The organism is Micromonospora noduli (assembly GCF_003264365.1).
In the GTDB taxonomy this organism is placed as follows: domain Bacteria; phylum Actinomycetota; class Actinomycetes; order Mycobacteriales; family Micromonosporaceae; genus Micromonospora; species Micromonospora noduli.
In genome coordinates this window covers 87,347-108,193 of sequence record NZ_PYAK01000008.1, presented here as the reverse complement: position 1 = coordinate 108,193, position 20,847 = coordinate 87,347, and the positions used below count along the sequence as shown (strand labels likewise).

18 protein-coding genes are annotated in these 20,847 nt (G+C 72.7%); 8 read left to right on the top strand and 10 right to left on the bottom strand.

Going from position 1 to position 20,847, the window contains the following annotated elements; all coding sequences use genetic code 11:
• Positions 1-19 precede the first annotated feature (19 nt).
• Positions 20-262, top strand: a complete 243-nt coding sequence (locus GUI43_RS09025) for a mycoredoxin (RefSeq protein ID WP_112583695.1) — start codon at positions 20-22, stop codon at positions 260-262.
• On the opposite strand, the gene GUI43_RS09020 is transcribed toward GUI43_RS09025, so the two are convergent.
• Positions 252-1,625 (bottom strand): MFS transporter, encoded by a 1,374-nt coding sequence (locus tag GUI43_RS09020; RefSeq protein WP_112698548.1) that lies wholly within the window; start codon positions 1,623-1,625, stop codon positions 252-254. The two genes, GUI43_RS09025 and GUI43_RS09020, sit on opposite strands and share 11 nt — an antisense overlap.
• A 213-nt stretch (positions 1,626-1,838) precedes the next feature.
• On the opposite strand from GUI43_RS09020, the gene GUI43_RS09015 reads away from it, so the two are divergent.
• The 3 genes from GUI43_RS09015 (at position 1,839) to GUI43_RS09005 (ending at position 3,686) form a co-directional block, all read left to right on the top strand.
• The gene (locus tag GUI43_RS09015) at positions 1,839-2,819 is read left to right on the top strand and encodes a helix-turn-helix domain-containing protein (RefSeq protein WP_112583697.1); all 981 of its coding nucleotides are present in this window, start codon (positions 1,839-1,841) and stop codon (positions 2,817-2,819) included.
• A gap of 74 nt (positions 2,820-2,893) precedes the next feature.
• Complete coding sequence (locus tag GUI43_RS09010; protein ID WP_112583698.1) at positions 2,894-3,133, top strand: DUF397 domain-containing protein; 240 nt, start codon at positions 2,894-2,896, stop codon at positions 3,131-3,133.
• A 277-nt stretch (positions 3,134-3,410) separates the two neighbouring features.
• Positions 3,411-3,686, top strand: a complete 276-nt coding sequence (locus GUI43_RS09005; protein ID WP_091406149.1) for a hypothetical protein — start codon at positions 3,411-3,413, stop codon at positions 3,684-3,686.
• Positions 3,687-3,813: 127 nt separating this feature from the next.
• Here the strand turns inward: GUI43_RS09005 and nudC are convergent, their stop codons facing one another.
• The 4 genes from nudC to GUI43_RS08985 form a co-directional block, all read right to left on the bottom strand.
• Complete coding sequence (gene nudC / locus GUI43_RS09000; protein ID WP_112698547.1) at positions 3,814-4,773, bottom strand: NAD(+) diphosphatase; 960 nt, start codon at positions 4,771-4,773, stop codon at positions 3,814-3,816.
• A gap of 76 nt (positions 4,774-4,849) precedes the next feature.
• Positions 4,850-6,196: a M16 family metallopeptidase gene (locus GUI43_RS08995; protein ID WP_112698546.1), complete on the bottom strand. Its 1,347-nt coding sequence runs from the start codon at positions 6,194-6,196 to the stop codon at positions 4,850-4,852.
• A complete protein-coding gene (locus GUI43_RS08990; RefSeq protein WP_112672130.1) occupies positions 6,193-7,503 on the bottom strand; it encodes a M16 family metallopeptidase in 1,311 nt (436 codons plus the stop codon). Before GUI43_RS08990 ends, GUI43_RS08995 begins: the two co-directional genes overlap by 4 nt.
• Positions 7,504-7,513: 10 nt before the next feature.
• Positions 7,514-7,651, bottom strand: a complete 138-nt coding sequence (locus GUI43_RS08985; RefSeq protein ID WP_346265194.1) for a hypothetical protein — start codon at positions 7,649-7,651, stop codon at positions 7,514-7,516.
• Positions 7,652-7,846: 195 nt separating this feature from the next.
• On the opposite strand from GUI43_RS08985, the gene GUI43_RS08980 reads away from it, so the two are divergent.
• The 4 genes from GUI43_RS08980 to GUI43_RS08965 are packed head-to-tail and all read left to right on the top strand — an operon-like array spanning position 7,847 to position 11,021.
• A complete protein-coding gene (locus tag GUI43_RS08980; protein ID WP_112698545.1) occupies positions 7,847-8,911 on the top strand; it encodes an ABC transporter substrate-binding protein in 1,065 nt (354 codons plus the stop codon).
• Positions 8,908-9,687 carry an ABC transporter ATP-binding protein gene (locus tag GUI43_RS08975; protein WP_112698544.1) on the top strand — a complete coding sequence of 260 codons (780 nt, stop codon included), beginning with the start codon at positions 8,908-8,910 and terminating at the stop codon, positions 9,685-9,687. The genes GUI43_RS08980 and GUI43_RS08975 overlap by 4 nt, the downstream gene beginning before the upstream one ends.
• On the top strand, positions 9,677-10,561 hold the full coding sequence (locus GUI43_RS08970) for an ABC transporter permease (protein WP_112698543.1): 885 nt from the start codon (positions 9,677-9,679) through the stop codon (positions 10,559-10,561). The genes GUI43_RS08975 and GUI43_RS08970 overlap by 11 nt, the downstream gene beginning before the upstream one ends.
• A 1-nt stretch (position 10,562) precedes the next feature.
• Positions 10,563-11,021, top strand: a complete 459-nt coding sequence (locus GUI43_RS08965) for an RrF2 family transcriptional regulator (protein WP_112698542.1) — start codon at positions 10,563-10,565, stop codon at positions 11,019-11,021.
• Positions 11,022-11,235: 214 nt separating this feature from the next.
• On the opposite strand, the gene GUI43_RS08960 is transcribed toward GUI43_RS08965, so the two are convergent.
• The 5 genes from GUI43_RS08960 to GUI43_RS08940 all read right to left on the bottom strand — a co-directional run bounded on the left by GUI43_RS08960 (position 11,236) and on the right by GUI43_RS08940 (position 20,761).
• Complete coding sequence (locus tag GUI43_RS08960; protein WP_112583796.1) at positions 11,236-11,436, bottom strand: hypothetical protein; 201 nt, start codon at positions 11,434-11,436, stop codon at positions 11,236-11,238.
• Positions 11,437-11,680: 244 nt separating this feature from the next.
• Positions 11,681-12,994, bottom strand: a complete 1,314-nt coding sequence (locus tag GUI43_RS08955; RefSeq protein ID WP_112583706.1) for a DEAD/DEAH box helicase — start codon at positions 12,992-12,994, stop codon at positions 11,681-11,683.
• A 223-nt stretch (positions 12,995-13,217) separates the two neighbouring features.
• The gene (gene cspE, locus GUI43_RS08950; protein WP_007464836.1) at positions 13,218-13,421 is read right to left on the bottom strand and encodes a transcription antiterminator/RNA stability regulator CspE; all 204 of its coding nucleotides are present in this window, start codon (positions 13,419-13,421) and stop codon (positions 13,218-13,220) included.
• Between the two features lie 226 nt (positions 13,422-13,647).
• Entirely contained in the window at positions 13,648-17,073 is a 3,426-nt protein-coding gene (locus GUI43_RS08945) for an ATP-dependent helicase (protein WP_112698541.1), read from the bottom strand.
• Positions 17,074-17,206: 133 nt separating this feature from the next.
• Positions 17,207-20,761, bottom strand: coding sequence for an ATP-dependent helicase (locus GUI43_RS08940; RefSeq protein ID WP_112698540.1), 3,555 nt, complete (start codon positions 20,759-20,761; stop codon positions 17,207-17,209).
• Positions 20,762-20,847: the final 86 nt, after the last annotated feature.

Sequence of the window (20,847 nt, the reverse complement as noted above, 5' to 3'; positions counted from 1 at the left end):
GGAGTTGGAGGATCCGAGGATGCTGACGATGTATTCCACCCCCTGGTGCGGCTACTGCCACCGGCTGAAGTCACAGCTCGACCGGGAGGGCATCGGGTACGAGGTGGTCGACATCGAGCAGGACCCGAAGGCCGCGGAGTTCGTGATGAGCGTCAACGGCGGCAACCAGACGGTGCCGACGCTGCGCTTCGCCGATGGCAGCGCCCTGACGAATCCCTCGATCGTCCAGGTGAAGCAGCACCTGGAGACTCTCAACGCCTGATCTGCCGGTTCATTCTCGACGAGCGGCCGCCCCACCCGGGACGGCCGCTCGTCGTGTTCCGGAGCGGGTCACGGCGGCGGCGGTCGGCGGGTGACGAAAGCTCGGATCGGTCGGCGTCCTCGGCCGGTCGGCGGGGTGCCGGGAGCGTCGGGCGGGTGGGCGGCGTCGGCGGGCGGGCCCCGGCCGGCGCGCTCAGGTGCCGGCCCCTCCACAGGTAGCTGCCGGCGGCCAGGGTGGCCACCCCGACCAGCGCGAACAGCAGCCGGTAGTCCAGGAACCCGACCAGCAGGGCACCCGCCCCGATGGAGACCGCCTGCGGCCCGCTGACCACCGCCTGGGTGGCCGCGGCGACCCGGCCGACCAGCGAAGGCGGCGTGCGGCGCTGGATCAGCGTGTGCAAACCAACCATCGTCAGCGGGAGCGAGACCCCGGCCAGCAGCACCGCCGCGAACCCGAGCCGCAGATCGGGGAACGCGAGCGCGAGCGCGGCCGGAGAGAAGAAGGCGACCCCGGCGGCCAGCGTGCCGACCTCTCCGAGCCGGCGGACCAGCGTCGGTGAGCAGAGTCCACCGAGCAGACCACCGACGCCCTGCACGGTGACCAGCACCCCCACGAAGGCGGCATCCCGGTTCAGCCCCTGGTCGACGTAGGCGAAGATGAGCGACTCGCTGAAGCCCATCACCAGTGACCCGAGCCCGTAGCCGAGCAGGGCCCGCCGCAGGACCGGCTCGCCGGCCAGGTGCCGCAGACCGGCGCCCAGTTCGGCCGGCCACCGCAGCCGTACGGCCGGTGGCAGCTGTTGCGGGGTGGGCAGCGCGGTGACCACCGCCGCCGCGGTCAGAAATCCGACCATGCCGATTCCGGCCAGCGCCCACCCGCCGAGCGCCGCGTAGAGCGCCGCGCCCACCAGCGGGCCGACCAGTCGGATCCCCTGACGTACGGTCTGCAGCACGCCGTTCGCGTCGGCCAGCAGCTCGACCGGCACCATCTCGCGGATGAGCCCACTGAGCGCCGCGCCGAGCGTGATGGACGAGAGTCCGTACAGGGCGGCCACCAGATAGACGACCCAGACGTCGCCCGCATCGCGGACGGTGAACAACGGGGCGAGCAGGGCTGCGGTCAGCACGTTCGCGGCCACGAAGAACGGTCGGCGCGGGTAGCGGTCGACGACCCAGCCGACCAGCGGCGCCAGCGTCATCGGCGCGATGACCGCGAAGATCGTGGCACCGGCCAACCCGTTCGAGCCAGTCAGATCCTTGACCCAGATGGCAAGTGCGAGCAGCAGGATCGACTCGGCGGTCATGCTGGCCAGCAGGCCGCCGAAGAGCAGGCGGAAGTCGGGTCGGCGCAGGATCGTGCGCATGGGTCCCTCCGGCGGGATGGCTGCCCAGGTGGGCGAGGTCGACGGGCCGCGACCGCGGGTCCGTCGTCGTCCGGCATTCCCGTGGTGCGATTTTCGCAAGACACGCCCTCGCCGGAACCTCCGACACCGGTCGCGCCGTCCATACTGACCGTGGGGGGCGAATTTCATACAGTTACCGTCGCGTCTGCGGCGGTCGACGGGAAAGAGGACACTGTGCCTCCTGCCGCACCCAGCCCGATCCTGCGTCGTCGCCGGTTGGGCATCGAGCTGCGCCGCCTACGTGAGGCTGCGGGCCTCACCGGCGATCAGGTCATCGAGCGTATCGGTTGGGCCTCCGCGTCCAAACTGTCCCGCTTGGAGAACGGCCGCAGTCGACCGGACCCGCAGGACGTCGGCGACCTGCTCGACCTCTACGGCGCCGACCAGGCGCTGCACGACGAGTTGCTGGGCATCACCAACGAGGCCGGCGACATGCGCGGCTGGTTGAAGAACTTCCCGGTGATGACGCAGCAACAGCGCGGCTGGGCCGAGTTGGAGGCGGGCTGCGCGGAGATCTCCGAGTACAACCCGGTGCTCGTGCCGGGCCTGTTGCAGACCCCCGGGTACGCCCAGCTCCGGATCGTGTCGGCCCGGCAGGTGAACGCGGGCGCGGGCGAGCCGGAGCCCGGCGACGAGCCGGAGACCGAGGTGCAGGCGCGGCTGGCCCGCCAGTCGCTGCTGACCCGCGAGCCGCACGCTCCCCGCTACACCGCCGTGTTGGAGGAGGCGGCTCTCGGCCGCCGGGCCGGGCCGCCGGAGGTGCTGCACGAACAGTTGCTCCAGCTCTGCGAGTTGGCGCTGCTGCCCAACGTGGCCCTGCACGTGCTGCCCCGGGACACCCAGATCGGCGATTGGTACCTTCCGCCGACCGCCTTCTCGGTCTATCGGTTCGCCGATCCCCTCGATCCGGAGACATTGGCCATCGAAGGTGGCTTCACCGACGTCATGTCGACCGAGTCAATCACGCTAAATCGCTATAAAGTGGTGTTCGAGTGGCTATGCAAGGCGGCACTTGACGCCTCGGACACCCTCTCCTGGCTGATCGAGGCGACGGGACGGCTGACCGAGGCGACGCCCCCATCCACAGTGGCGTTCGGGCCGGCAACGGCGCCGACCCAACGCCGCCGGGAATCAGGGCGACTGACGGACCGGTGATCCACGGGGGACCCTCCGTCGGGACGTGCGGCACCACTCGTCCCATCGGATCGCTGCACATCAGGAGCAGAACCATGAACGAAATCCGCAACACGCCGTCCGTCTCCGCCCACTCGTTGGCGGACGCCCCGTGGCGTACCAGCACACGCAGCCAGACCTCCAACTGCGTGGAGGTCGCCCCGCTGGCCACCGGCCCGTCGGCGGTCGCCCTGCGCGACAGCAAGGACCGGGGCGGCCCGGTACTGCTGTTCAACCGCGCGGGATGGCTCGGTTTCATCACCGGGGCAAAGAAGGGCCAGTTCGATCTGAACTGATTCGGTGACTGGTACGGGGCCGTCGGCGCACTGCCGGCGGCCCCGTCGCGTCATACCCGCCGGCTCCGTCGCTCGGCGACACGCCGACTCGGTCGACCCGCCGACTCCGTCGCTTTGCGACCCGGCGACCCTGCTGAGCAGCCATCCGCCGATCGGACGAGGCTCGAAACCGATAGGCGCGTTTCAGTTGCTGGGACGAACACGGGGCGTAACATGGCCCTCGGATACGTGGAACTTCCACACTGGCTCATCCGTCGCGGTTCATCCGGAGACCCTCATGCGGTTCCTGATCGTTCGCACCGACATCCGCGCCGTCGCTGACGGGGACATCGCCGCCGCCTGGGCGGACGGCCACCGACTTCGCGACGAGACGACCACGCCCGAGCCGCGCCGGCAGATCGTGCACGCCGAGGACCGGGACGCCGCGCTGCTGCTGGCCCGCGCCCTGGCCACCGTCGGCGCGGTCCGCGCCGGCAAGCAACGGGTCAAGGTCCTCCCGCTGATCGAGTCGCGGCCCGCCTTCCGACACAGACCGGGCCGCACCGGCACCTGATTCCACAGGTCGTCCGTCGTGGTCGGACCGGCTCCCCCGCCGCGTTACTCGCACCCGCCGACCACGACGGCCCGTGTTCCCGGCCCGTGACCGCCGCGGCAACGGCGGCCACGGGCCGGGACCGTGCTCAGCGGTCGACGTCCACCCAGCCGTCCAGCCAGCGGTGAATGAGGAACAGCGCGATCGACGACGGAGGCGGCAGGATCAGCCGGGCCCCGTCGCCCACGTCCACCGACTCCCCGGCCAACGCCGCTCCGATCTCCCGGCGGGAGAACCACCGGGCGTACGCAATCTCGGACGGGTCGACCCGCACCGGCTCGGCCGGGTTCGCGGTGGCCAGGAAGCCCAGCATCAGCGAGCCGGGGAACGGCCAGGCCTGGCTGCCCACGTACCCGACGCGCTCGACCCCGATGCCCACCTCCTCGCGGACCTCGCGCAGCACGGCCGCCTCCGCCGACTCCCCCGGTTCCACGTAGCCGGCCAGGCAGGAGTAGCGGCGACCACCCGGGGTGCCCTGCCAGCCGGCATTGTTGCCGAGTAGGCAGCGGCCGTCCGGGCCGTCCACGCCGTCGTGCACGAGCACGATCATCGCCGGGTCGGTACGCGGCCAGATCCGCCCACCATTGCGGTCCACCCGGGACCAACCGGCCTCGTCCATCGCGGTCGGCGCGCCGGTGCTCGTCGAGTAACCGTGTCGGGTGTGCCAGTTGACCAGCGCCAACGCGGTGGTGAAGATGCCGGCCTCCCGGTCGGCGAGCAGGTGACCCACCTCCCGGAGGTGGACCGCCCGGGTCCCCGGGATCGCCGGAAGAGGCGCGTCGACAGCGAAGACCGGCACCCCGTCCGGTTCGACACCCAGGAACATCGCCATCGACTCTGACCCGGCGGGTACGTCAGCCGCCCCGAACAGCACCAACGTCGGAGGCGACGTCTCGGTGCGGGCCAGCGTCCGACCCTCGTCGGTCGAGTCGAGCAGCAACACCCGGGCGCGCAGCCACGCCTCGGTCAACCACTGCGAGTCACCCCGCCGGTGCGCGGCCCGATCCAGCGTGGACCGCGCCAACGGCGGCGCCGCCTCCCCGCTCACGCCGGCGCTCCGCTTCGCTGCACGCCGCCGTGAGACAGCCCGCTGCTGAACCCCATGGCCCGCTCGCTCCGCTCGCTCACGCCTCGTGCTCGGTCTGAACCGTGGTCAGCGCGGCCAGCCCCGGGGTGACCCGCTCCGCGTCGCCGAGCACCACGATCGCCGCCCGAGCCGGGGCCAGATAGCGCGCCGCCGCCTCCGCGACGTCGCCGATGCTCGCCTTCGCCAACCTCGCGGCGTACTCGGCGAGGAAGTCCAGGCGCAGACCGTTGCCGGCGTACGCGCTGGTCAACGCCGCCAACCCGGCCTGGGTGGACATGCCGAGCTGGAGGGTGCCCAGGGCGTACTGCCGGGCCTGCTCCAACTCCTCGGGCTTCGGCGGGAGTGACGCCAACCGACCCAGTTCGTACGTCGTCTCCAGCAGCGCCGGGCCGGTGACCTCGGTGGCCACGTCGGCGGCGGCGACCAGCACCGACCCCGCGACGGAATGCTCGATCACCGAGTGCGGGCCGTAGGTGTAGCCCTTGTCCTCGCGGATGTTCTCCACCCACCGGGAGGAGAAGTAGCCGCCGAAGATCAGGTTGGCCAGTTGCAGCGGGGCGTGGTCCGGGTCGGTGCGCGACACCGCCGGCAGCGCGATCCGCAGCGAGGACTGCACCGAGCCCGGCCGGTCGACCAGCAGCAGCGGCCCCGGCTCCAGCGGCGGGGTAACCGGAAGCTCGGCCACGCGCCCGGCACCCGACCAGCCGCCGAGCGCCCGCTCGGCCGCGTCCAGTGCCTTCTCCGGCTGCACGTCACCGACCAGCACCAACTGCGCGCCGGTCGGGTGGACCCGCTCCGAGTGCAGGGTACGCAGCGCCGCCGGTCGGACGGCACGGATCTGACCGGGCTCCGGCGTCTGCGTCGCGTACGGGTGCCGGCCGTAGATCCGCTTGAGCAGCGCCTCCCGGGCCAGGTGCGAAGGCTGGCTCTGCGCCACCTGGATCCGGTCGACCAGCCGGTCCCGTTCGGTGGCCACCTCGTCACCGGGGTAGCTGGCACCGGTCAGCACCTCGGCCAGCAGCTCCAGCATCCGGTCCAGACCGGTGACCAGGCCGGCGCCGGAGAGCATCAGCCGGTCCGGGTCGACGCCCGCGGAGAGCCCGCCGCCCACCTTCTGCAACTCGGCGGCGATCTGCACGCTGGTCATCGACCCGGTGCCGGAGAGCATGGTCTGCGAGAGCATCGCGCCGCGGGCCAGGTGGACCCGCCCGAACGGCACCCAGAGCCGCAGTTCGACGAGGGGTACGGCGGGCCGGCGTACGGCGATCACGGTGAGCCCGTTGCGCAGTGTGCGCTCGGCCTGCTTGGGCACCTTGAGCTTGCGGGTCGGCCCGAGCGGCGGCAGCGTACGCGGGCCGACCTGAGCAGTGGTGGTGGTCGTCATCGGGCGCCTCCGGCGATGACCTCGATGGCGGCCCGGCGCTCCGGGCGCACTGTGGCCGCAGCGGCCCGGACCTGCTCCTCGGTGACCTCGCCGACCAGCCGGGGCAGTTCGTTGAGCAGACCCGGTTCACCGCGTTGCTGCTCCAGCACTGCCATCCGCAGTGCCCGACCGAGCACCGCGTCGGTGTCCCGCAGCAGGTGGGTCGCCATCCGGGCCTGGGTGCGTGCCAACTCACCGTCGGTCAGGCCGTCGGTGGCCAGCCGGTCCAGCTCCTCGTCGATGGTGCGCAGCACCTTGTCCACATCGCCGCCGGGCGGCAGGTGCGCCTGCAACAGCAGCGCTGTGGGGTCGCGGACGTCGAACGGGTCGCCCATGAAACCGAGGTATCCGCCGAGGCTGGTCACCGTGCGGTCCCGCTGCACCAGCCGTTCGACCAGCCGCGATGCGTCGCCGTCGGTGAGCACCTCGGCCAGCACCACGTACGGCAGGTAGCCGGCGAAGTCGGTGACCGGGTCGGGCACGCGCCAGGCGCCGGCCACCGCCGGCAGCGGCGCCAGGGCATCGGTGTACGAGGTGCGCCGCTCGGCGCTCAGGTCGGGCTCGGTGAAGTCGGGCCGTTGCGGTGCCGGCCGGGCCGGCACGTCGCCGAAGTGCCGGGTGACCAGCTCGGTCGCCTCGGCCACGTCGATGTCGCCGCTGACGGCCAGCACGGCGTTGCCGCTGGCGTAGTAGCGGCGGAAGAAGTCCGCGGCGTCGGCGACGGTCGCCGACTCCAGGTCGTCGAAGGAGCCGTAACCGTCGTGGGCGTTCGGGAAGGTGTCGAACATGACCGGCGGCAGAGTGAGCCAGGGGAAGCCGCCGTACGGCCGGTTGAGGACGTTGACCCGGATCTCCTCCTTGACCACGTCGACCTGGTTGCGAAGGTTCTCCTCGGTCAGCCGGGGGCCCCGCATCCGGTCCGCCTCCAGGAACAGCGCGCGCTCCAGCGCGTTGCTCGGCAGCGTCTCGAAGTAGTCGGTGTAGTCCAGGTGGGTGGAGCCGTTGAAGGTGCCGCCCGCGCCCTGCACGTGCCGGAAGTGGGCCAGCTTCTCCAGGTTCTCCGAGCCCTGGAACATCAGGTGCTCGAAGAGGTGGGCGAAGCCGGTACGCCCCTCCGGCTCCGAGCGGATGCCGACGTCGTAGACCACCGCCACCCCGATCACCGGGGCACTGCGATCGGGGGTGAGCACCACCCGCAGGCCGTTGTCGAGGGTGAACCGCTCGACCGGATACTTCGTCGCTGGAATTCTGGATCTCCGCGCCGCCACGGAGTCGACCCTAGCGCGTCGACACCTCCGCCACCCGCGACCTTCCCGGAGCCGCCGCGACCGGGGCCGTCACCAGGGGCAGCACCTCGGCGCCGACCCGCTCGGCCTCCTCACGGTGCGGCCAGCCGGAGAGGATGAACTCGTCCACGCCGAGCGCGGCGAACTCGTCGATGCGGGCCGCGACCTCGGCGTTGACCGGATGGCGATTACCCCAGCAAGCTGATAGGAAATACCGACATAACTGAGACGCACCATCCCGCCATGTGGATGGGTCTTGACGCTGGCCGCAGCCTGGCCCACTCTTCCTACCAACTAAGTAGGAATACTGTGGATTGGATGAGCGATGAGACGGCTCCCCCTGCGCCGGTTGGTCACCCTGGCCACCCTCGCCGCCCTCGGCGCGGCGACCCTGGGCAGCACCGCCGCCTGCGGCGACGACAGCGAGGGCGCGGGCGGCAGCTCCGGCCCGGTGACGCTGCGCCTCGGCTACTTCCCCAACATCACCCACGCGCCGGCGGTCGTCGGCGTGGAGAAGGGCATCTTCGCGGAGAAGCTCGGCACCAACGTCAAGCTGGACCCGAAGACCTTCAACGCCGGCCCGGCCGCCATCGAGGCCGTCTTCTCCGGCGCGCTGGACGCCACCTACATCGGTCCGAACCCGACGGTGAACGCCTTCTCCAAGTCCAAGGGCGAGGCCGTCCGGGTCATCTCCGGCGCGGCCTCCGGCGGCGTGGCGCTGGTCGTCAAGCCCGGCATCACCGGCGCGCAGGACCTGAAGGGCAAGAAGATCGCCACCCCGCAGTTGGGCAACACCCAGGACGTGGCGGTCCGTTACTGGCTCAAGCAGCAGGGCCTCACCACCACCAAGGAGGGCGGCGGCGACGTCAAGATCGTGCCGCAGGAGAACGCCCAGACCATCGAGACGTTCAACAGCGGCGCGATCGACGGCGCCTGGGTGCCCGAGCCGTTCGTCTCCCGCCTGGTCAACGCCGGCGGCAAGGTTCTGGTCGACGAGCGCGACCTGTGGCCGGACAAGAAGTTCGTCATCACCAACCTGCTGGTGAGCACGAAGTTCCTCAAGGCGCACCCGGACGTGGTGCAGAGGCTGGTCGACGGTCAGGTGGCAGCCAACGAGTTCGTCAACACCAAGCCGGACGAGGCGCAGCAGGCCATCTCCGACGCGATCGGCAAGATCACCGGCAAGCCGCTGGACCTGAAGCTCATCAAGCAGGCGTGGCCGACGTTGGAGTTCACGAACGACCCGATCTCGTCCTCCCTGAAGGCAGGGCTCGACCACGCCGTCGACGTGGACCTGACCGAGCCGGTGGACCTCAAGGGCCTGTACGACCTGAAGTACCTCAACAACGCGCTCAAGGCGCAGGGCAAGCCCGAGGTCGTCCAGCCATGACGTCGACCACGACGACGCCGCAGAGCGCGACCACTGCGGTCGCGCTCTCCGGCGTGACCAAGGTGTACGGGCGCGGGGCGAACGCGGTCCTGGCCCTGGACGGTGTGTCGCTGAACGTCGCGCCCGGCGAGTTCGTCTGCCTGGTCGGCGCGTCCGGCTGCGGCAAGAGCACCCTGCTCAACCTGGTGGCCGGGCTGGACCGGGTCAGCGGTGGGCAGATCACGCTGGCCGGCGACGCCAACCCGGGCCTGATGTTCCAGGAGCCGGCGCTCTTTCCGTGGCTGACCGTCGACGCCAATGTGGAGGTGCCGCTCAAGCTGCGTCGGCTCCCCCGCGCCCAACGCCGCGAGCGGGTGGCCGAGCTGCTGCGGACGGTGCACCTTGCCGACTTCGGCCGCAAGCGCCCACACGAGCTCTCCGGCGGAATGCGGCAGCGGGTCGCGCTCGCCCGCACGTTGGCCCTGGACACTCCGGTGCTGCTGATGGACGAGCCGTTCGGCGCGCTGGACGCGATGACCCGGGACATCCTGCACGACGAGCTGGAGCGGATCTGGTCCGAGCGCAAACTCTCGGTGCTCTTCGTGACGCACAACGTCCGCGAGGCGGCCCGGCTGGCCGACCGGATCATCCTGCTCTCCAGCCGACCCGGCCGGATCATCTACTCCACCGAGGTGAACATCCCGCGCCCTCGCCGGATCGACTCCCCCGAGGTCGCCGCCATCGCCGCAGAGGTCACCGAGCGGCTGCGTACGGAGGTGGGCCGCCATGGCCAGTGACACCCTCACCAGTTCGGCGCGTACCGACGCGGAGATCACCGGCCTCGACGCGCTGGAGATCGCCGGTCGGGACAAGGAGGTCTCCCGGGGCGCCCGGATCTGGGCGGCCACCTGGCCCAAGCTCGCCGCGCTGGCCATCGCCGTCGGGATCTGGCAGGCCGTGGTCTGGACCGGGTGGAAGGACCCGTGGGCCCTGCCTGGCCCGGGGCCGGTCTTCGCCGACCTCGCCGACTACTTCCTGAGTCAAGCGCTCTGGGACGGGCTGGCCACCACGGCACGGCGTGCGGTGATCGGCTTCGCCGCCGCAGTGGCCGTCGGGCTGCTGCTCGGCCTCGGTGTCTCTCGGTCGAAGGTGCTCCGGGCCGCCATCGGGTCCATGATCACGGCACTGCAGACGATGCCGTCGATTGCCTGGTTCCCCCTGGCGATCCTGCTGTTCGAACTCAGCGAACAGGCGATCTTCTTCGTGGTGGTGCTCGGCGCCGCGCCGTCCATCGCCAATGGTGTCATCCATGGCGTGGACTACGTCCCGCCCCTGCTGCAGCGCGCCGGCCGCAACCTCGGTGCCCGAGGTCTGAACCTGTACCGGTACGTCATCGCGCCAGCCGCGCTGCCCGCGATCGTCGCCGGCCTCAAGCAGGGCTGGGCCTTCGCGTGGCGCAGTCTGATGGCCGGTGAGTTGCTCGTGGTCATCGCCGCGCGAACGTCGATCGGCGCTCAGCTCACCTACGCCAGGGATTTCTCGGACGCGGAACGGCTGATGGCCATCATGATCGTCATCCTTGTCGTCGGGCTTCTCGTGGACACCGCGTTCGGCGCTGCGGACAAGGCGATCAGGCGCCGCTGGGGCGTACTGGACCAGGCTGGTCAGTGACGTGTTCGTCTCCGCGCGCAGCGACTACGCGCTCCGGGCGATGCTGGCCGTCGCCGCCGCCGGTGGTGGCGGCGACGGCGACCGGGCCGGCGAGTTGGCGAAGGCGGCCAGCCTGGCCGAGGTGCAGGACATCCCGCTCAGTTTCCTGCAGGGCATCCTGCTCGACCTGCGCCGGGCCGGTCTGCTGCACAGCCATCGCGGCGCCGACGGCGGGTACGCGCTGACCCGCCCAGCGGACGAGATCACCGTCGGAGACGTGCTGCGTGCGGTCGGCGGCTCGCTCACCACGGTGCGCGGTCTGCCGGCCGAGCGGGTCGGCTATCACGGAGTGGCCGCGGGGCTCACCGACGTCTGGCTGGCGGTGCACGGGGCGATCGCCACCGTGGTCGACAGCACCACCCTGGCCGACCTGCTCACCCACGCCCCGAGTGCGGTCAGCACCGACGCACCGCTCGCATGATCGCGCCCGATCATTGATGTAGTGGCCTCGCCCGCCTGGTGAGGGGCCTACTTCCTGGATCGAGCGCGATCTTGGGCTGGTGCGTCGTGCTCGGGCGCACCGAGGAGGGTGCGAAGGCGATGTGGTCGGGCCGGTGCCCCGCCGACCCGACCACACCTCGTACCGATCCTGACCGGGCCTGCCCCTCCGCCGGCACCGGTAGGCCGGTCGCTGCTCAGCCCACGTGTGCGGTCGTCGGGCCGAGGCCCGGGTCGCCAGGACTGTGCAGCTCCACCAGACCGGCGGGAGCGTTACCCGCCGGGGTGGCATGCCAGGGCGCGAAGGCCGCAACCATGGCGAGCAACAACCCGGCGAGCGCGACCGCGACCACCAGTATCAGTTCACGCAGTGCGCCCGAGCCGGCTTCGCCCGCCATGGTCACCCCTCCCGTGCCGGGCCCCCCGCCCGACTTCCCCCGTCGGTCAGCCTCGACCACGAACGGCCGGGGCGCAGTCGGCCAGCCGACCCAGCAGAGGCTGATTACCGACTCAGCAGAGGGGCCACCCGGCGCGGCCGGCTGGCCGGTCGGGCCGCACGGACAGCCGACCGGCCCGGGACACCGCGCAGACAAAACCGACCCGCCCCACCGAAGCGGGACGGGTCGGTCGACGCGCAGAAGATCAGACGGTACGCGGGCGACGCGGGCGACGGGACCGGCCCGACGCGCGGTGCGCCGGACGGGCGCCACCATCGGCGGCCGAGCCCCCGGAGGTACGGGCGCGAGAGGCGGGCGCCGGCGGAGCGACGATGGTCACCGGCACACCGGACGGCTCGCGGGCACCGGTCACCCGGGCCAGCGCCCCGTCACCCAGGCGAACCTGGACCGACTCGGGCCGGATACCGGCGGTGGCCATCAGCCGGGACACGTCCCGACGCTGCTCCGGCAGGACCAGGGTGACCACGGAACCGGACTCGCCGGCCCGGGCGGTGCGGCCGCCCCGGTGCAGGTAGTCCTTCGCCTCGGTCGGCGGGTCCACGTTGACCACCATGTCGAGGCCGTCCACGTGGATGCCACGGGCCGCCACGTCGGTGGCGACCAGCGCGGTCACCTGACCGTTGCGGAACTGCTCCAGGATCCGGGTGCGCTGCGGCTGGGACTTGCCACCGTGCAGCGCGGCCGCGCGTACGCCCTTGGAGAGCAGCTGGCGGGCCAGCCGGTCGGCGCGGTGCTTGGTGCCCATGAACAGGATGGTGCGGCCCTCACGGGCGGCGATCCGGGTCAACGCGTCGGGCTTGTCCGCAGCGTCGACGTGCAGCACGTGGTGGGTCATCGCAGTGACGGTCGCGGTGCCTGGGTCCACCGAGTGGGTGACCGGGTTGCTTAGGAAGCGGCGGACCAGCCGGTCCACGCCGCCGTCCAGGGTCGCGGAGAAGAGCATCCGCTGCCCCTGCGGCGCGACCTGCTCCAGCAGCTTGGTGACCTGCGGGAGGAAGCCCATGTCGGCCATCTGGTCGGCCTCGTCGAGCACTGTGATCTCGACCTGGTCGAGCCGGGCGTCGCCACGGTTGATCAGGTCGTGCAGCCGACCGGGGGTGGCCACGACCACCTCGGTGCCGGCGCGCAAAGCGTCCGCCTGCCGCTGCAACGACAGGCCGCCGACCACTGTGGCGCAGCGCAGCCCGACGGCGCGGGCGTACGGGGCCAGGGCGGTGGTGACCTGCTGAGCCAGCTCGCGGGTCGGCACCAGCACCAGGGCCAGCGGGCGACCCGGCCGCGCCTTACGGCCGGCGGTGCGGGACAGCAGCGGAAGCCCGAAGGCGAGGGTCTTGCCGGAGCCGGTACGACCCCGGCCCAGCACGTCCCGGCCGGCGAGCGAGTCGGGCAGCGTCGCCGACTGGATCGGGAACGGCTCGGTGATGCCCTGCGCGGTCAGCGCGGTGAGCAGCGCCGGCGCCAGACCGGTATGAGCGAAAGAAGGAATAACTGTGGTCATGCGGAAGCCTTCCTCGACGCGGCACGTGTCGAGGGAGGGCGCCGAAGTCGGCGCTGTCACCGGCGGAAAAAGGCCGCCAGGACTCACAAGCACGAACCGAAAGGGAGTACAGGCCGGCCCGCCGCCGGGCCGCCGCCTGCGTAGGCAGGCGGCAGCGGGGCGGGCCGGTCCCGTCACCGTCACACCCGGAGGGCGCGACAGGTAATGCTGACCGATCCGAAGATCAGAGCGGGCGGATGTTCTCCGCCTGCGGGCCCTTCTGGCCCTGGGTCACCTCGAACTCGACCCGCTGGTTCTCGTCCAGGCTCCGGTAGCCGGAGGACTGGATCGCCGAGAAGTGGGCGAAAACGTCGGCGCCGCCGCCGTCGGGGGTGATGAAGCCGAAGCCCTTGTCAGCGTTGAACCACTTCACGGTGCCAATAGCCATGTGTTTCGTCTCCTTGACGGAACGTCGGACGCGCACTTGTTGCGCGCCCGAAGAGGAGCGCTCCGCGCGGGGATGCGCGAATCGCCTGTCGCTTCTGGTCGCCCCGCCCGGAGAACTCCGGACACAACAAAGAGCGCCTGGGGCCACAATCCCGCCAGGCGCACACAGAGTCTCTGGTAACCAAAACTGCAACCCGGTCAACCTACCACGGTTTTCCCCGCCATGGTCAATGTTGGGCAGAATCCTCGGGCAACTGGGCGATCAGGGCCGTGAGGCCAGTCACATCCAGCAGGTCGGCGGGCCGGACGGTCACCCCGTGGCGGACGTAGTGGAACGCCGCGCCCACCCGGTCGACCGGCACGCCGGCCAACTCCGCCCAGGCCAGCCGGTACACCGCCAGCTGCACGGCGGCCACGTCGGCCGCCGGCCCGGAGGGCTGCGCGCCGGTCTTCCAGTCGACCACGTCGAACCGACCCCCCGGCCGGGCGAAGACCGCGTCCATCCGGCCCCGCACCACCACGCCGGCGATCACCGTGGCGAACGGCACCTCCACCTCCACCGGTGACCGGTCGGCCCACTCGCTGGCCAGGAACCGCTCCTGAAGCTCGACCAGCGCCTCGTCGGGTGCGGCATCGGCGTCGGCCGCGCCGGGCAACTCGTCCAGGTCCAACAGGCGGTCGGCGCCGAAGCGCTGCTCCAACCAGGCGTGGAAGGCGGTGCCTCGACGGGCGTACGGGTTGGGTTCGGCCGGCACCGGGCGACGCAGCGTACGGGCCAGCGCCGCCGGATCGCGCCGCAGCGCTACCAGTTGGGTGACGCTCAGCGCCCCGGGCAGCGCCACCTCGACCGCACCGGAGAGCCGGGTCAGCTCGGCGCGCTCCGCCAACAGCAGATCCGCCTCGCGCTGCCAGCGCGCCACCTCCGGATCAACCTCCGGCTCGGCCGGCTCGGCCGTCGATCCGATCGGCGTGACCGGCCCGGCGAGCACCGGCCCGACCGGCCCGGGGAGCGCCGCCGCCGGACCGTCGGCCATCAGGCGACGCACCAGCCCCGCCGCCTCGGCCAACGCCGGCCGGCGACCGCCCAGCGGGTCGGCCGGCCACTCAGCGCGGAGCACCACCTCGGCCGTGGGGTTCGTCGCGTCGGGAGTCGGCTCCGGCGCCCACGCGTCGATCAGGTGCCCCGGCCCGCCGTCGAGGCAGGCGTCGTACACCTCACGCAGGAAGACCGACGGACCTCGCGGTCGCTTCGTGCCCTCTCCCCACCAGTAACCGGAGCAGAGCAGCAGCCGGCGCGGCCGGGTGACCGCCACGTACGTCAGACGGCGTTCCTCCCGCTCGTCGTGGGCCCGCCACGCGTCGGTGAAGTCGGTCACCGCCCGCGCCACGGCCCGCTGGTCTCCCGCCTCGTCGAGCGCCAACTCGGGCAGCCCGTCGGCGTCGCCGCGCAGCGGGAACGGCAGCACGCCCAGCCCACCCAGCCAGTGGTCGGAGTTGCGGACCGGCCCCGGCCACAGCCCACGACTGAGCCCGGCCACCGCCACGACGTCCCACTCCAGGCCCTTGGCGGCGTGCGCGGTGACCACCTGCACCGCGCCCTCCACCACCTCGACCTCGCCCGGCGCCAGACCGCGCTCCTCGTCCTCGGCGGCGGCCAGGTAGGACAGGAACCCGGACAGGGTCGCGCCGGGCGTCTCCCCGCTGAACCGGGCCGCCACGTCGCCGAGCGCGTCCAGATGGCCCCGGGCCAGGCCCGCGTCGCCGGCGCCGTCCCGGCCGGCCCGCACCGCGACCTCCACGTCCAGGCCGATGGTCCGCTCGATGTCCGCGATGAGGTCCGGCAGCGCCTGATCCAGCCGGTAGCGCAGCAGCGCCAACTCCCGGCCGTACGCGCGCAGGCGCGCGAACCCCTCCGCCGAGTACGCCTGCGCCGGCCCGAGGTCGGCCAACGCCTCCACCAGGGTCGCCTCGTCCAACAGGTCAGGGCTGATCTCCGAGGCCTCGTCGGCGGCGACCTGTCGCCGGGCGTTCGCGATGGCCCGGGCCCGCCGGTGCAACGCCACCAGGTCACGTGGCCCGATCCGCCAACGGGCGCCGGTGAGCAACCGCAGCAGCGCGGCGCCATCGGTCGGGTCGGCCAGGACCCGCAGCGTGCAGACCACGTCACGTACCTCGGGGGTGTCCAGCAGGCCGCCCAGCCCGACCACCTCGACCGGTAGGCCACGCTCCCGCAGCGCCGACTCGATCGCCGGGATCTGGCTGCGCACCCGGACCAGCACGGCGGTCGTCGGACGGCGGTCCACCGGGATGTGTTCCGGGGCCGCGCCCGACATCCCGGCCGCCCCACGCCAGGCGGCGAGCACGCTGTCGGCGATCCAGTCGGCCTCGTCGGCGTACGTGGGCAGCATCGCGCAGTGCACAGTGCCGCCGGCCGCACCGCCCGGACTGCGGTGCGGGATCGGGTCCCGGACGGTCAGCGCGGAGCGCAGCTCCGGCACCCGGGCACCCGCCGCCCGCAGCGGGGTGGAGAGCGCGTTCGCCACCCGGAGGATCTCCGGGCGGTTGCGCCAACTCGTGGTGAGCCCCAGCGCCGGGGCCGGCTCGCCGTTGGCGCGGGCGAACTCGGTGGGGAACCGGTCCAGGGTGCCCGCGCTGGCCCCCCGCCAGCCGTAGATCGACTGGCACGGGTCGCCCACCGCGGTCACCGGGTGCCCGCCACCGAACAGCGCGTTGAGCAGCACCACCTGGGCGTGGCTGGTGTCCTGGTACTCGTCGAGCAGCACCACCCGGAAGCGGTCCCGCTCGATCACGCCGACCCCCGGGTGGTCCCGGGCCACCCGGGCCGCCCGGGCGAGCTGGTCGGCGAAGTCCATCGCCTCGAAGTCCTCCTTGCGCCGGGCGTACGCCCGCACCAGCGGCAACAGGCGCAACCGGGTCTGCTGGAGGGTGAGCGCCTTGCGCACGTCGGCGTACACCCGACCCGGCCGGGACTGCACCTCGGCGAAGAACCGACCGGTCCAGGCCGCCAGGTCGTCCGGCGCGACCAGATGCTCGTCCAGCTCCCCGGCCAGCGCCAGCACCGCGTCGGTGATGGTGCTCGGCATCCGGTCCACCTCGGACATGTCGCCGTCGTAGTTGCGCACCAGCAGGTCGACCAACTGCCAGCGGGACGCCTCGGTGAGCAGCCGGGTGGACGGCTCGTAGCCGGCCCGCAGCCCGTGCTCGGTGACGATCCGCCCCGCGTACGAGTGGTAGGTGGAGACGGTGGGCTCACCCGCGAGCGGATCGCCCAGCGGGTCCCGTCCCTGCCGGCCGAGTCGGCGGATCAGCTGGTCGAGCCGGGTCCGTACCCGATGGGCCAGCTCGCCGGCCGCCTTGCGGGTGAAGGTCAGCCCGAGGATCTGCTCCGGCCGCACGTACGAGTTGGCCACCAGCCAGACCACCCGGGCGGCCATCGTCTCGGTCTTGCCCGACCCGGCGCCCGCGACCACCAGCAGCGGCTCCACCGGGGCGGCGATGATCGCGGCCTGCTCCCGGGTGGGCGCCGGCAACCGCAGCAGCTTGGCCAGCTCCACCGGTGTGTACCGGGGGCCGGAGTCCGCGAGTCGGGGTGTCGGCGCGGGGCCCGCGCCGAACAGGGTGGGCTGACTCACCGTGCCGTCTCGGTTCCCAACACCGGCGCACTCCTCGCCCTCACGGTGCCATCTCAGTTCGTGACTGCGGGGCTCGCAAGCTCACTCCTCGCCCTCACGGGTGCCGTCCCAGGTTGCGACTGGGCTCGCAAGCTCACTCCTCGCCCTCACCTGTGCGTCGGACGGTGGGCGGCTCGACGACCTGGCGACCCTGCCCGGAGACCGGGCAGCTGGTGCGCACCGGGCAGACCCGGCACTTCGAGTTGGCCACCGCGGCGAACGTGGCGGCTGCCATCGTATCGGCGGTCCGCCGGACCAGCGCGGTCGCCCAACCGGCCGCCGGCCCCTCGCTGGCGGCGGGCTGATTCTGCTCCCTGGCGTCCTTGGCGGAGGTTCCGAGCTGCACCAGCGCGGCGCCCCCGGACTCGTCACCGAACTCGGCGAACGCCCCCGCCTCAACCGCCGCCTGGTAGGCGCCGAGCTGCGGGTGCTCCGCCAGGTCGGTGCCGGTGACAGCGGTGGACTTGCCGGTCTTCAGGTCGATCACCACGAGCCGTCCGGCCTCGTCGACCTCCAGCCGGTCGACCCGGCCGGTCAGGTCGATGGGCCGGTTCGGGTCGTCCAGGCGGACGGCGAACTCGTGCTCGATGGCGAGCAACCGGCGCGGATTGGTGGCCAGCCAGCGCAGCAGCTTGTCGACCATCGCCTCGGCGCGTTCCCGTTCCGGCCCGGCCATCCACCGGGCCGCCAGCTCGATCGCGTCGAACCGGGCGGCCACGTAGTCGAGCAGCGCGCCCCGGTCGGCGCTGGCGTCCTCGGCGAGCATCGCGGCGGCGTGCACCAGGTTGCCCACCCCCTGCGCTGTGCTGGTCGGGCCACTACCGCCGTGCCGTTCCAGCAGCCAGCGCAGACTGCACCGCAGCGCGCTCTCCATGGCCGACGGGGTCACCCGCACCGGGTCGCCGTCGTCGACCAGCGGCCGGTCGTCGGAGAGCACCCGCAACCCCCACCAGTCGTCGGGGTGCGCACCGGGCACCCCGGCGGCGGCGAGCCGGGCCAGTTCGGCCGCCGCGGCGCGCCGCCGGGCCGCCGGGGCGGCCGGGTCGGTGATGGCGGTACGCAGTTCCGCGACCAACGCCGGCAGGGTGAGCGCCCGGGGTGGACGGGTCACCGGCAGTGCCCCGGGACGGCCCGGCTCCTCGTCCCCGGTCTCGCCCACCGCAGCGCCCCCGGTGTCGCCGGAGGACGGTTCCGTGCGGGGACCGGGCGGCGGGCCGGGCACTGTCGGCGGCGGGTCGGGCGCTGTCGGCGGGGTCGGCGGCGTGCTCGGCGGGGTCGGTGGCGGCGTGCTCGGGCTCAGCTCGTGCAGGAACCGGCTGGGCTGCTCCTCGTGGTCGTCCCCACCGACGGCGGCCGATGCCACCGCGCTGACCAGCAGCCGGTGCCGGGCCCGACTGATGGCGACGTGGAAGAGCCGACGCTCCTCGTCCAGCAACGCCGAGGTCTGACCCACCACGTTCGCCGCGGTCGCCCCGTCGACCGACCGGCCGGCCAGCACGTCGACCAGTCGCTCGGAGCCGAGCAGGCTGCCGCGCAGCCGCAGGTCCGGCCAGATGCCCTCCTGCACGCCGGCCACCGCGACCAGGTCCCATTCCAGGCCCTTCGCCGCGTGCGCGGTGAGCAGGCGTACCGCCGCACCCCGGTCGGCGGTCGGGGCGATGGTGTCTGCCGGCAGGTCCTGGGCGAGCACGTGATCGAGGAAGACCTCGGTACGCGCGCCGGGCAGCCGGTCGGTGAACCGGGCCGCCGCGTCGAAGAGGACCAGCACGGCGTCCAGGTCGCGGTCGGCAGCCTCGGCCCGCCGACGCCGGGCCAGGTCGCCCTCGCCGGCCTCCGGACGCCCCTGGTTGATTGCGCCGGCCCACCGCTCTGCGAGACCACTGGCGTGCCAGACGGCCCAGAGCACGTCCTCGGCGGTCGCACCCGGCCGCACGGCGGCTTCGCGGGCGATGGCCAGCAGCCCGGCCACCGCCTGCGCCGGCTCCGCCCAGCGCCGTTCGATGCCGGTCAACTCCTCCGGATCCTGCAACGCCTCGACGATCAACTCCCCGGAGGGGCGTCGGTCACCGCCGGCCAACGCGAGCGCGCGCAGGCCCTGCCGCAGCCGCCGCTCGGCCAGCGGGTCGGCCCCACCCAGCGGCGAGTGCAGCAGCGCGACGGCCGCCTCCTCGTCGAGTCGTTCCGGCTCCAGCGCGCAGCGCAGCAGGAGCAGCAGCGGCGCGACCGCCGGTTGCAGGTGCAGGGGCAGATCCTCACCGTGCACCACTGTGGGTACGCCGGCAGCGTGCAACGCCCGTCGCAGGGTGGGCAGCTGCAACGCGGTGGACCGCACCAGCACCGCCATCCGTGACCACGGCACGCCGTCGAGCAGGTGGGCCGAGCGCAGCGCGTGGGCCAGCCAGGCGGCCTCGCTGGTCGCCGAACGGAAGGTGTGCACCTCGACCACACCGGGCGGCGCGTCCGGCAGGGGGTGCAGCCGACGGTGCGCGGCCGGACCCCGCAGCCGGCGACCCAGCCGGGCGATCGCCGCGAGCAGACCCGGCCCGGCCCGGTACGACGTGCTCAGCAGCACCTGCGCGGCCGGCGCACCGGATGCCGTCCGGAACCGGTGCGGGAACGTCGCCACCCCGGCCGGGTCGGCGCCCCGGAAGGCGTACGTGGAGGAATCCGGGTCGGCGAACGCGACAAGCGACTTGCCACCGCCGGCGATGACCGAGAGCAGCTCCAGTTGGGCGGGGTCGGTGTCGGCCAGTTCGTCGAGGTAGACGTGCGCGAGCCGACGACGCTCGGCGGCCAGCAACTCCTCGTCGTCGCGCAGCAGCCCGGTGGCTGCCCGGACCAGCTCCGCCGGGTCGTACGCGATGGAGCCCCGGTTGCTGACGTCGCGCAGCGCGAGCACGGCGACGTACTCCCGCAGGAAGCGCGCGGCGGCCGGCCAGTCGGCGCGGCCGAGCTTCTCACCCAGGCGGGCGAGGTCGATCGGGCCCACGCCGCGCTCGGCTGCGCGCATGAGCAGGTCGCGCAGTTGGCCGGCGAACGCCCGGGTGCGCAGGGCGGGGCGCAGGTCGGTGGGCCAGCCGACCGGGTCGTCCTCGGGCTCCTCGCCCACCACGTCCAGCAGCTCACGGATGATCAGATCCTGCTCGGGGCCGGTGAGCAGCCGGGGCGACGGTTCGCCCCGCTCGGCGGCGGCGCGGCGGAGCAACCCGAAGGCGTACGCCGGGAAGGTGCGCACCAGCGGCTCGCGCAGCACCCGGTGGCCGTCCTGCGCGATCCGGGCCTCGATGCGCTGTCGCAGCGCGGTGGCGCCCCGACGGCCGAAGGTCAGCACCAGGATCCGTTCGGGGTCGACCCCCTCGGCCACCCGGGCAGCGACCGCCTCGACCAGCGTGCTGGTCTTGCCGGTGCCCGGGCCGCCGAGCACGAGCATCGGCCCGTCGGTGTGCCCGACCACCTCGGCCTGCACCGGGTCGGCCCGCCAGCCGCCGCCGACGGCCAGCTCGGGCCCGGCCACGCCATCGGGCCCACCCGACGCGCCGACACCGCCCCCGGACGTGCCGCCGCTGGCGGGCACGGAAGCGCTGTCAGGCGTCGCCTCGTCCCCCCGCGCCGGCCCTCCGGGCCGCCGCACCAACCGGTACGCCTGCATCAGCTCATCCCATCAGACCCATACGACACCCACCCACCCAAACCCCACCCGGCCCACCCCACCCCATCCACCCCCGTCGATCATGA